At 70.5% G+C, this 12,056-nt stretch carries 8 protein-coding genes; 3 read left to right on the top strand and 5 right to left on the bottom strand.

Translation table 11 applies throughout. From position 1 onward, the window contains the following. Positions 1–10 precede the first annotated feature (10 nt). Complete coding sequence (locus KGQ91_RS01660) at positions 11–1,165, bottom strand: patatin-like phospholipase family protein (protein WP_224420111.1); 1,155 nt, start codon at positions 1,163–1,165, stop codon at positions 11–13. A gap of 282 nt (positions 1,166–1,447) precedes the next feature. Between KGQ91_RS01660 and KGQ91_RS01665 the strand changes: the two genes are divergently transcribed. The 3 genes from KGQ91_RS01665 to KGQ91_RS01675 are packed head-to-tail and all read left to right on the top strand — an operon-like array spanning position 1,448 to position 4,420. Then, entirely contained in the window at positions 1,448–2,401 is a 954-nt protein-coding gene (locus tag KGQ91_RS01665; protein ID WP_224420112.1) for an HlyD family secretion protein, read from the top strand. Next, positions 2,391–3,332 (top strand): ABC transporter ATP-binding protein, encoded by a 942-nt coding sequence (locus KGQ91_RS01670; protein ID WP_224420113.1) that lies wholly within the window; start codon positions 2,391–2,393, stop codon positions 3,330–3,332. The genes KGQ91_RS01665 and KGQ91_RS01670 overlap by 11 nt, the downstream gene beginning before the upstream one ends. Further along, entirely contained in the window at positions 3,329–4,420 is a 1,092-nt protein-coding gene (locus tag KGQ91_RS01675) for an ABC transporter permease (protein WP_224420114.1), read from the top strand. Before KGQ91_RS01670 ends, KGQ91_RS01675 begins: the two co-directional genes overlap by 4 nt. Positions 4,421–4,639: 219 nt before the next feature. Here KGQ91_RS01675 and KGQ91_RS01680 read toward each other — a convergent pair whose 3' ends face one another. The 4 genes from KGQ91_RS01680 to smc all read right to left on the bottom strand — a co-directional run bounded on the left by KGQ91_RS01680 (position 4,640) and on the right by smc (position 12,021). Next, positions 4,640–4,906, bottom strand: a complete 267-nt coding sequence (locus KGQ91_RS01680; protein WP_163649763.1) for a YheU family protein — start codon at positions 4,904–4,906, stop codon at positions 4,640–4,642. Next, a complete protein-coding gene (ligA, locus tag KGQ91_RS01685; RefSeq protein ID WP_224420115.1) occupies positions 4,903–6,954 on the bottom strand; it encodes an NAD-dependent DNA ligase LigA in 2,052 nt (683 codons plus the stop codon). Before ligA ends, KGQ91_RS01680 begins: the two co-directional genes overlap by 4 nt. A gap of 125 nt (positions 6,955–7,079) precedes the next feature. Beyond that, positions 7,080–8,339, bottom strand: coding sequence for a cell division protein ZipA (locus KGQ91_RS01690; protein WP_224420116.1), 1,260 nt, complete (start codon positions 8,337–8,339; stop codon positions 7,080–7,082). Between the two features lie 187 nt (positions 8,340–8,526). Next, positions 8,527–12,021 carry a chromosome segregation protein SMC gene (gene smc, locus KGQ91_RS01695; RefSeq protein ID WP_224420117.1) on the bottom strand — a complete coding sequence of 1,165 codons (3,495 nt, stop codon included), beginning with the start codon at positions 12,019–12,021 and terminating at the stop codon, positions 8,527–8,529. Positions 12,022–12,056: the final 35 nt, after the last annotated feature.

Below are 12,056 nucleotides of genomic sequence, written 5' to 3' on the forward strand. Positions count from 1 at the left end.
GCCGGCCGCGTCACTCGAACGGCACATCGGTCAGGTCCTCGAGGTGGCCGTCCAGATTGCTGCGATAGCTGCAGACGTTGGCGCCGATCTCGTCGCTGACCGGATCGCGCCGACAGGGGCAGATCGCCAGCGCGCCCTTCATGTCATGATACCCGGCGCGCCAGCGCTCCATGATAGTCGAATAGGAGAAGTCGATATCCTTCTGCGCGGTCTCCGCCTCGCGGGCCGGCGCCAATAGCCGCACGATGTTGACCGGTGACTGGCGGGCGAGCTCCAGCAGCGCGGCGACGTCATCGTCATCGCGGACGGCGTCGGGCAGATGCTTGCCCAGCTTGCGCAACGCCTCCCGCAGGCGGTTGATCTCCTTGAGAAAGTGCAGGTTGTGGCCGGCCCGGGTGGCGTACTGGATGTCCTTCTCGCGATGCATGGCATCGCTGATGGTCTCGGGCACCGGGCCGCGCGGACTCCACAGGTCGATCACGTAGCAGTTGATCGGCATGTCACTGCCCGGCCGTTCACTCTCGAGCACGTAGTCGATCGGCGTGTTGGAACACAGGCCGCCGTCCCAGTAGGCCTCGCCGTCGATCCAGACCGGCGGGAAGGCCGGCGGCAACGCGCCGCTGGCCATCACGTGGCGTGCCGAGAGCGGCTCGTCGTGGCTGTCGAAGTAGCGCATCGCGCCGCGGCTGATGTTGACCGCACCGACGCTCAGCCGCTTGCCGTCCTGAAGGTTGCGGGTACCGAGCCGCTCGAAGTCGACCAGCGCCTCCAGGGTCCGCTCGAGCGGGGTGACGTCGTAGAAGCTCGGCGGCGTGCCCCACCAGTTGTGGGTCAGGGGAATCTCCCACGCGGGGCGCGGGCGAAAGAACCCCGGGACGCCGGTGGTCAGCGCCAGGAACTTGGCCAGCTCGGTCTCGTAGTGCTCGAGCGCCACGCCGCGGCTCGACGACGGCTGGGCGACACGGGTCCAGAAGGCCTCCAGCCGGGCGAGCACGTCGCGACGGCGGTTGCCGGCGATCAGTGCGCCGTTGATGGCACCGATCGAGGTGCCCACCACCCAGTCGGGCTCGATGTCGGCTTCGCTGAGCGCCTGATAGACACCCGCCTGATAGGCCCCCAGGGCACCACCGCCCTGGAGGACCAGGATGTTCATGGGTCGTGCCATTTCACCCCCTGCGGCCCTTGGCGAGAGACTCTCGGATCGCGAGTCACTTCCGAATCGACCCCGCGACTCGCGATGCGTTCCGTCATGGCGACGGTCTCTCCCTTCACTCTAGGGAGTCGCGTATTGCGCCGCAACATGCCAGCCCGGCAAAGGCGCCGTCCTTCCCGCGTGATTGGCGTCAAGACCGCGGGGGCGCGGCTGGGGTAGAGTCGCCCCATGCACACGCCCACTGCCCGTCGTTCCCGTCCGCTTTCCCGCCCCTGGCCGCATGCGAGCCGGAGCGTGTGGCGTCTCGTCCGGGTCGGCCTCAGCCTGCTTCTCCTTGCCGGCTGCGGCGAGGCGACACCGGGTCTGCCCGGCACCCTGGAATGGGATCGCATCACCCGGGTGGCGGAAGTCTCGGAGCCCGTGCAGCGCTGGCTGGTCGCCGAGGGCGAGCGGGTGACCGCCGGCCAGCCCCTGCTGACGCTGGACCCGCGGCGTCTGGACGCCCGCCTGGCGCAGGCCGAGGGCGAACTCGACGGGGCGCGTGCCGCCCTGGCGGAAGCCCGGCAGGGGCCACGACAAGAGACGATCGCCGCCGCCCGGGCGGATCTTGCCCGCGCCAGAGCCGCGCAGACGCTGGCCGACGCGGACTACCGGCGCAGCCTGCGGTTGTTCCAGCGCCAGGTGCTGGCCTCGGCCGAGCTGGATCAGGCGCTGGCGCTGCGCGACCAGCGCCGGGCCGAGGCCGACGCCCTCGCCGCCCGCCTCGAGGAGCTGCTCCGCGGCGAGCGACCGGAACGCATCGCCGCCGCCACCGCCGCGGTGGCCGCCGCCCGGGCCCATGTCGACGACCTGCGGGTCGATCGCGAGCGCCTGGTGGTCACCGCGCCCCGCGACGGCCGGGTCGACGACCTGCCCTTCCGCCCCGGTGACCAGCCGCCGGCGGGCGCCACCCTGGTCAGCCTGCTGGTGGGCGACGCCCCCTACGCGCGCTTCTACGTGCCCGTCGGGCGACGCGCCACGCTCGCCGTGGGCGACCCGGTCACGGTGCACGTCACGGGCCTCGACACGCCCTTCGCCGCCCGCGTGGAGAGCCTCGCCCGCGAGCCGGTCTTCACGCCCTACTACGCCCTGGCCGGCGACGATGCCAGCCGCCTGGTCTACCTTGCCCGGGCCCGCCTGACCGACGCGGCAGACGAGCGGCTGGCGGCGGGCCTGCCGGTACGCGTGGAGCTCGGCCGTGAGCCCTGAGACGGTGATCCGCACCCGCAACCTGAGCAAGCGCTTCGGCGCGACCCTGGCCGTCGACGACCTGACGCTGGAGGTGACGCGTGGCGAGGTCTACGGCTTCCTGGGGCCCAACGGCTCCGGCAAGTCGACCACGTTGCGCATGCTCTGCGGCCTGCTGACCCCCAGCGCCGGCGAGATCACGGTGCTGGGTCACGCTCTGCCCGGCGCCGCGGAGCGGCTCAAGCGAGAGCTGGGCTACATGACCCAGCGCTTTTCGCTGTATCGCGACCTGACGGTGCTCGAGAACCTGCGCTTTCTGGCGGCGCTGCACGACCTGCCGACGGCGGGCCTCGGGCGGCGCCTCGACGCCCTGATGGCACGCTACACGCTGGGCGAACTGCGCCATCGCCTGGCCGGCACCCTGAGCGGCGGCCAACAGCAGCGCCTGGCACTGGCCGCCACGGTCATGCACGCCCCGGCGCTGCTGCTGCTCGACGAACCCACCAGCGCCGTCGACCCGCAGTCGCGGCGCGACTTCTGGGAGGCGCTGTTCGAGCTGGCCGACGCCGGCACCACGCTGCTGGTCTCGACCCACTACATGGACGAGGCGGAACGCTGCACGCGGCTGGCGATTCTCGATCACGGCCGTCTGGTCGCCGACGGCAGCCCCCGGGCGCTGATGGAGGCCCTGCCGGAAAGCCCGCTGCGCGTGATCACCGACCGGCCACGCCAGGCCCAGCAACGGCTGCTGGCACTGCCCGAGGTGATCGCGGTGGCCCAGATCGGCACCGCCCTGCGCGTGCTGGTGGTGCCCGGCACCACCCCCGAGACCCTGACCCGGCCGCTTAAGCAGGCCGGGCTGAGCGCCACTGCCCGGGCCGACACGCCGAGCCTCGAGGACGTGTTCGTGGCCGCCACCCGCCGCACACCGGCCGCCGAGGCGTCGCCGTGAGCCTGCGCCGCCTGCTGGCCGTGATCGTCAAGGAACTGCGCCAGCTGCGGCGCGACCGGCTGACCTTCGCGATGATCGTGGGGATTCCGGTGATGCAGCTGATCCTGTTCGGCTACGCCATCAATCTCGATGTGCGCGGACTGGATGCGGCGGTCGTCGATCAGGCCGGCACGGCCCACTCCCGCGAGATCATCGACGCGATCGGCGCCAGCCAGGTACTCGACCTGCGCTACCGGGTCGCCACGCCCCAGGCCGCCGAGGCGCTGCTGCGCGCCGGGCGCGTCAGCACCGCCCTGGTGGTGCCCGCCGATCTGGAGGCGCGCCTGGCCCGCGACGACCGCCCGGCGCTGCAGCTGGTGGTCGACGGGGCCGATCAGGTGGTGCAGGCCACCGCCCGTCAGCTGGCCCGTTTCCCGGTGGCCGGCGACGCCGGCTGGACCCGGCGGATCAATCCCGTGGAAGTGGTCAACTACTACAACCCGGAGCGGCGGGCGCCGATCAACACCGTGCCCGGCCTGATCGGCGTCATCCTGACCATGACGCTGGTGATGTTCACCGCCATCGCCCTGGTCCGCGAGCGCGAGAACGGCAACCTGGAACTGCTGATCGCCACGCCCCTGTCGCGCTGGGAACTGACCCTGGGCAAGGTCGTGCCCTTCATCGCCATCGGCCTCGTGCAGGTCACCCTGGTGCTGCTGCTCGGCGGCGTGCTGTTCGCGGTGCCGATCCGCGGCTCGCTGGGCGATCTCTACCTGGCGGCGCTGGTGTTCATCGTCGCCAACCTGGCGCTGGGCATCTTCCTGTCGACGCTGGCGCGCAGCCAGTTCCAGGCCATGCAGCTGGCGGTGTTCACCTTCCTGCCGCAGATACTGCTCTCGGGCTTCATGTTCCCCTTCGCCGGCATGCCCCGGGCGGCTCGCTGGGTAGCCGAACTGCTGCCGCTGACCCACTTCCTGCGGCTGATTCGCGGCATCATGCTGCGCGGCGCCGGCCTCGCCGAACTGTGGCCGTCGCTGGCGGCGCTCGGCGTGTTCACCCTGCTGATGCTGGGGCTGACCGTGTCACGGCTGCGCAAGCGGCTGGATTGAACGGCAGCCGGCAAGGAGCGAGAGTCAGGCTGCCGGTGGAAGCGACGTCAGTCGCGATATAGCCCGCAGCCCGAGTCTAGGGTTCGTACGAAAAGTCGGCGAGCGAAGGCAAGACAAGGCAAAAATCGGCGAAAAAGCGGAGTTTACGGGGTGTAAATGAGTATTTTGAGCCGATTTTTAACGCCGTATTGTCGAGCGCAGGCAGTTTTCGTACAAAGCCTATCCCTCCTCGTCGTCGGCCAGGTCGCGGCCGAAGCGACGCCACTGGGCCAGCGTCATCACCTCGGTGGTCTCGGTGCGCAGGTCGTGGGCGATGACCAGCTCGCCGCGCTCCAGCTGGCGCCGGAGCTCGACCACCCAGCCGCGCATGCCCTCGCCGGTGTCGGTGGTGTCGTAGCCCTGCCGGGTGACGAACGCCTCGAGCAGGGCGTCCAGCGTCTCGCCCGGCAGCAGGCGATGGGGCACTTCGACGAAACGTCCGCTCATGGTTCCTCCCCGTTTTCCCAGGCGGCGAGACGCGTCAGGAAGGTCGCCTCATCGAGCACCTCGACGCCCAGTTCCTCGGCCTTCCTGAGCTTGCTGCCGGCGGCCTCGCCGGCCACCAGCGCCGCGGTCTTCTTCGACACGCTGCCGGCGACCCTGGCACCCAGCGCCTGCAGGCGCGCCTTGCCCTCGTCACGCGTCATGCTCTCCAGGGTGCCGGTGAGCACCCAGGTCTGCCCGGCCAGCGGCGTGGGCCGGGCCTCGACCTCGGCCTCCTCCCAATGCACGCCGGCGTCGATCAGCGCCTGGATCGTCTCGCGGTTGTGAGGCTGGCGGAAGAAGGTATGCACATGGGCAGCGACGATGGGGCCGACGTCCTCCACCGCCTCGAGCGCCTCGCGATCCGCCGCCATCAGCGCCTCGAGGGTGCCGAAGTGGCGGGCCAGGCCGGCGGCGGTGGCCTCGCCCACCTCGCGGATGCCCAGCGCGAAGATGAAGCGCGGCAGCGTCGTCGCCTTCGCCTTCTCCAGGGCGGCGACCAGGTTCTCCGAGGATTTCCGGCCCATGCGCGGCAGTTCCGCCAGCGCTTCGGCCTCGAGGGCGAACAGGCCCGCCGGGGTCTCGACCCAGTCGCGCTCGACCAGCTGATCGATCAGCTTCTCGCCCAGCCCCTCGATATCCAGCGCCCGGCGCGAGGCGAAGTGCTTGAGCGCCTCCTTGCGCTGGGCGGCGCAGTAGAGACCGCCCGAGCAGCGCGCCACCGCCTCGCCGTCGAACCGCTCGATCTGCGAGTCGCAGACCGGGCAGCGTTCGGGGAAGACGATCTCGCGGGCATCGGCGGGGCGCTCGCTCTCGATTACCCGCACCACCTGCGGGATCACGTCCCCGGCGCGACGGATGGCCACGGTGTCGCCGATCATCACCCCCAGGCGGGCGATCTCGTCGGCATTGTGCAACGTGGCGTTGGACACCGTGACCCCGGCCACGCTGACCGGCTCGAGGCGTGCCACCGGCGTGATGGCGCCGGTGCGACCGACCTGGAACTCGACATCGTTGAGCCGCGTGGTCTGCTCCTGGGCGGGGAACTTGAAGGCGATCGCCCAGCGCGGCGCCCGGGCGACGAAACCCAGCTCGCGCTGCAGGCGCAGGTCGTCGACCTTGATCACCGCGCCGTCGATATCGTAGCCGAGCCCGTCGCGCGTCTCGCCGAGCCGTCGGCAGTAGTCGATGACGCCCTCGGCGCCACGGACCACCTTGAGCTGATCGTTGACCCGGAAGCCCCAATCACGCAGCTGCGCCATCTGTTCGCTGTGGGCGGGAATATCGATATCGGCGAGGCTTTCCGCCTGCTGCACGAGCTGGTAGGCGGTGAACTCCAGCGGCCGGGTGGCGGTGACCCGGGGATCGAGCTGGCGCAGGCTGCCGGCGGCGGCGTTGCGCGGATTGGCGAACACCTTGTCGCCCGATTCCCGCGCCCGGTCGTTCATCGCCTCGAAGGCGGCGTGACGCATGGTGACTTCCCCACGCACCTCCAGCCGCTCGGGCCAGCCCTGGCCGCGCAGCTTCAGCGGGATCGACTTGAGCGTGCGCAGGTTGGAGGTGATGCCCTCGCCGGTGCGGCCGTCACCCCGGGTGACGCCGGTGGTCAGCTCGCCGTGTTCGTAGACCAGCGACACCGCCGCGCCGTCGAGCTTGGGCTCGCAGCAGAACGCCAGCACCTCGGGATCGGTCTCCAGGCGATCGGCAGCCCGCTTGACGAAGGCCGCCAGCTCCTCCTCGTCGAAGGCGTTGTCCAGCGACAGCATGGGCACCGCGTGGCGTACCTCGGGGAAGCCCTCGGCGGGCCTGGCCCCGACCCGCTGGGTGGGCGAATCGGGCGTCACCAGCTCGGGGTGGTCGGCCTCGATCGCCTGCAGGCGGCGCAGCCGGCGATCGTAGTCGGCATCGGTCAGCTCCGGCGCGTCGAGCACGTAGTAACGGTAGTTGGCATCGTCGAGTTCAGCGCGCAGACGGTTCACTTCGTCGCGCAGTGACGGGTCGGGCTGGGTCATGCGTGGTGATTCCCGGTCGATGGCGAAAGAACAGGGCCAAGGGGCCGCTGGCACGCCATTCTAGCAATCCGGCAACGAAAAACCCCGTGATCGCTCACGGGGTCGGGTTGCGGTGGCGCACGGCGTCAGGTGGCCTGGGAGCGGTGCAACCGGTGGCGGCGCTCGAACTCCTGCACCTGCTGGCGGGCGAACTCCACGGTCTGGGCGGTCATCACGCTGTGGTTCTCGTCCTTGAGCTCGCCGCCGAGGTTGCGCACCACCACCATCGCCGTCTCGACCATCGCCTCGAAGGCGGCGGCGGAATCCCGGGCCCCGGGCAGCGGCATCAGGAAGGTGATGCCGGGCGTGGCGTAGTCGTCCATCGTCTCGAGCTCGAAGGTACCGGGCTTGACCACATCGACCATGGCGAACTGCAGCGCGCTGTCGGCCTCTTCCGTCTCGTTGCGCAGGAAGATGCCCATATCGCTGTAACGCAGCCCACAGGCCAGCATCAGCCGCAGCAGGTCGGTACCCGCGAAGCCCTCCTCGTCGCGGGCCATCACGCTGATGACGATGACATCCTCGGCACGGCCCAGGGCCTCCCGGGCCCGCTGGGCGCTCACCGGGTGACGGCGCGCCTTCTCGACCACCGGGTGCGGCGTGACCACGTCATCGCGCAACGGGGCATCCTCGGCGGCTTCGCTGGCGGCCACCGGCGTCTCGGGCTCGGACGGCGCGACCTCGGGCTCGGGCGCCGACTCGCGTTCGGGCATCACCTCGGGCATCTCGAAGGCCGGCTCCGCAGCCGCGGCGTCGGCGGGCTCATGAACCTCCTCGTCCCGCTCGCGGCGCTGGAACACACGCTTCATGGAGCGTGTCAGACCGCCGGCCACGTCGCGGCCGGCCCGGGCCGAGGCCTCCTCGCCTGCCGGCTCGGCAGCCCGCTTCGGCGCGTCCTCGCGATGCGGGGCGTCATCCCGTTCGGCATGCAGCGGCATGGTCACCGAGGGCGCGTCGCCCGCCTCCGCGTCGGCCGCCTCGTCGCGCCGGGCACGCGGACTCTGGGCCGGCCGTTCGGCGCCGGGCTTGCGAGCGTCGGCGGTCTCGCGCTTCATGCGCGCGAACACCCGCGACGGCCCGGGGTGCTCCTGACGTTCGAGATCGGGCTTGGGCTCGACGGTCGTCTTCGATGCCGGACTGACGACCCTTGCCCCTCCATTGGGCAGCTCCCAGTTGACTTCGGCCCGGCGTGCAGCCTCTTCGGGATCCACGCTCTCCCGCTCGTCGTCCTCGACTTCGTCGAGCCGGGGCACCTTGCGCTGGCGCTGTAGGCGGCGCACGCCATCGACGACGATGATCGCCACCAGAACCAGCCCCAGGATGATCAACCACTCTCTTAGTTCCATGGGTCGTCTTGCCTGTTTGATAAGGCGCAATGCCTAGGTATTCACCTCGTCACTAGCATAGCGCGATTGACAAAAAAAAGGCCACTTGCACGGGAAAGTCAAGCTTTCCCCGGAGCCCTCTCAATCGCCCTTCTTTTCCCTGCCGGCGAAACACGATTGTCGAACGCCGGGCGCCGGACCATCGGATTCACGCCTCGGCCAACTCGGCGGCTTCCTCGACACCGACGGCCACCAGGCGCGACACCCCCGGCTCCTGCATGGTGACCCCCATCAGCCGATCGGCGGCCTCCATGGCGATCTTGTTGTGCGTTATATAGATGAACTGCACGCTCTCGGCCATGTCCCTGACCAGTTTGGCGTAGCGGCCGACATTGGCATCATCCAGTGGCGCATCGACCTCGTCGAGCATGCAGAACGGCGCCGGGTTCAGCTGGAAGATCGCGAACACCAGCGAGAGAGCCGTCAGCGCCTTTTCCCCACCGGAAAGCAGATGAATGGTGCTGTTTTTCTTGCCCGGCGGACGCGCCATGATCGCCACGCCCGTCTCCAGCAAATCCTCGCCGGTCAGCGTCAGCCACGCCGTTCCGCCGCCGAAAACCCGTGGAAAAAGCTCGCCGAAACCGGCGTTGACCCGCTCGAAAGTTTCCTTGAAACGGGTGCGGGTCTCCTGGTCGATCTTGCGAATCGCCCGCTCCAGGGTGTCCAGTGCTTCGCTGAGCTCGGCATGCTGGGCTTCGAGATAGTCGCGCCGCTCGGCCTGCTGGTCATACTCCTCGATGGCGGCGAGGTTGATGGCGCCCAGCCGGCGAATCCGCTCGCCCACCGTCTCGAGCCGGCTCTGCCAGGCCGATTCGGTGGCGTCGGGATCGAGCTCGGCCTCGAGATCGGCCGCCCGGTGCCCCAGCTCGCCGAGCGCCTCGTCCTGGGCGTCGGCCTTGAGCTTGAGCGCCTGCACCTGCATGCGCCCCTCTTCCAGCCGCTGGCGGATGCCCTCCAGGTTGCGCTCGTGCTGCTGGCGCGCCAGCTCGGTCTCGCGCAGCGTCTCGCCAAGCCGGGCCGCCTCGTCGCGACAGGCGTTGAGCGCGCGCTCCTCGCGGGTGCGGCGGTCGAGGAGTTCCTCGAGCTGCTCGCGCTCCTCGTCCCGCGGCTCGCGCAGCGTCTCGCGGCTGGCCTCCAGCTCGGCGCACTTGTCCTCGAGCCGGGTGCGGGTCTCGTCGCCCCGCCCGCGCTGCTCGAGCAACCCGGCGCGTTCGGTGCGCAGCCGCTGATCCTCGAGCGCCAGCTGCTGTGAGCGCTCCTGCAGGGGACGCAGCCGGGCGCGGCGCCCGGCCAGCGCCTCCTGGGCCTCGCGACGGCGCCGGTCGAGCGCCTCGCGCCGCTCGCTGCCGGCCTCGAGGGTTTCCATGGCCGCCTGCCAGCGCTCCCGGGCGCTCTCCAGCTCGAGCGCCTGCGTCTCGCGCTGCTCCTGAAGACCCGCGATCTCCTCGGCGAGTTCCCCATGCCGCCCCTCGATGTGGGACAGCTTGGTTCCCAGATTCGCCTCGGCCAGTGCCGCCTGCTGACGCTGCTCGGTCAGCTCGCGCTCGCCGACGCGCACCTGTTCCAGGGCCCGCTCGAGCTCGGCATCCCGGGCCTGCAGCGCCTCGACCCGCTGCGCGCAGGTCTCGAGCCGTGCGGCGGCCGCCTCGAGCTCTTCGCCCGCCGCCTCGCGCCGCTGCCGCTGGGCGATCACCCCGGTCTCGCCGTCCTCGAGGCCGAGACGCCGCGCCCAGCCGTCGCCCAGCCACAGGCCGTCGGCGGTGATCACGCTCTCGTCGGGGGCCAGCTCGGGCAGGCGGGCCCAGGCGGTCTCGAGGTCGTCGGCACAGTACACCCGCGCCAGCAGCGCACCGGCGGCCCCGGCACCTCCGGTCTTCTCGGCCAGGGTGCCCGACGGCGCGCTCCCGGCGTCGGCGGCCACCAGGCTGAGCTCGCCACTCTCCAGCCCCCGGGCCAGGGCCTGACGGGGCAGTTCGGGCAGCAAGCGCGCGTGCAGCCAGGCCCCCAGCACCCAGGCGACCAGCCGTTCCCAGCCCGGCGCCACCTGCAGGCGTTCGGCCAGGCGCGGTGCCTGATCGAGCCCTTCATTGGCCAGCCAGTCGTTCAGCGCCGCGTCCTGATCGTCGAGGCTCGCGGCGAGCAGGGCGTCCAGCGAGGCGATCTCGCCCTGCAGGCGACTGCGGCTCTCGCGCTGGGTCTCGCGCTCGGTCTCGGCCGCGCGCAGTGCCTCGCGGCCGGCATCACGCTCGGCCTGCAGGGCATCGCGTCGGGTTTCCAGCGTCTCGAGCTCGAGGTCGATGTCGGCGAGTTGCTCGGCGAGTTCCTCGCGGCGTTCGCGCAGTGCGGCGTCGTCGGGCAGCTCGGCCAGCTGCTGGCGCCGCCGCTCGATCTCCCGGCCCCGGGCCTCGAGCGACTGCTCGTGATGGCGCACGCTGTCCTGGGCGCGTTCGGCCTCGTGGGCGGCCTGGCTGTCGCGCTCCTGAAAATCCTGCCATTCCGCCTGGGCGGCCTCGTTGGCGGCCTCGGCCTCCTCCAGCGCGGCCTCCAGTTCGGCCAGCGACTCGGCCACGGTTTCCTGCTCGGGCCCCAGCGTCTCCAGGCGTTCGTCGAGCTGGGTCAGCCGCTCGCCGTCGGACTCCCCGAGGCGGTCCAGCTCGGCCAGCTCGCGCCGCGCCGAGTCGATCTCGCGGGCCAGCTGCTGCTCCTGGTGACGGGCATGTTCGAGGCGCTGCTCGAGGCGCGCGATGGCCGCGCCGGTCTCGTAGAAGCGCGCCTGATGGCCCTCGAGTTGCTCGGCCAGACGATCGTGCTCGAGACGCGCCTCCTCCAGGCGGGTCTCGCACTCGCGCTGGCCGAGGATCTCGCGCTCGACCTGGGTCTCGAGCTCGCGCACGCGGGATTCCTGCTCGGTCTGCTGGGCGCGCAGGGCGCGACCGCGCAGCAGTGCCAGCTCGCCCTTGAGGCGATGCTCCTCCTGCTTGAGGGTCTGGTAGCGGCGCGCCGCCTCGGCCTGGCGCTTCAAGCGCTCGAGCTGCTTGTCGAGCTCCTCGCGGATGTCGTCGAGGCGCTCGAGGTTCTCCTGGGTGCGGCGCATGCGATTCTCGGTCTCGCGGCGGCGCTCCTTGTACTTGGAGATGCCGGCGGCCTCCTCGAGCGTCGAGCGCAGCTCCTCGGGACGCGCCTCGATCAGCCGCGAGATCATGCCCTGGCCGATGATCGCGTAGGAGCGCGGCCCCAGCCCGGTGCCCAGGAACAGGTCGGCGATGTCGCGGCGACGGCACTTCTGGCCGTTGAAGAAGTAGGTGGACTGGCTGTCGCGGTTGACCTGGCGCTTGACGGCGATCTCGGCGTACTGGGCGTAGGGCCCGCCCATGCTGCCGTCGCGGTTGTCGAAGAGCAGTTCGATGGAGGCCTGGCCGACCGGCTTGCGCCCGGTGGAGCCGTTGAAGATGACGTCGGTCATCGACTCGCCGCGCAGGGTCTTGGCCGAGGACTCGCCCATCACCCAGCGCACCGCATCGATGACGTTGGACTTGCCGCAGCCGTTGGGGCCGACGATCGCCGTCATGTTGCCGTCGAAGGGCACGGTCACGGGGTCGACGAACGACTTGAAGCCGGCCAGCTTGATCGATTTGAGACGCATGCGCTGCGGGAGGCCCTCGTTGCCAACGGTCGAAG

The organism is Modicisalibacter tunisiensis (assembly GCF_020148005.1).
Taxonomy (GTDB): domain Bacteria; phylum Pseudomonadota; class Gammaproteobacteria; order Pseudomonadales; family Halomonadaceae; genus Modicisalibacter; species Modicisalibacter tunisiensis.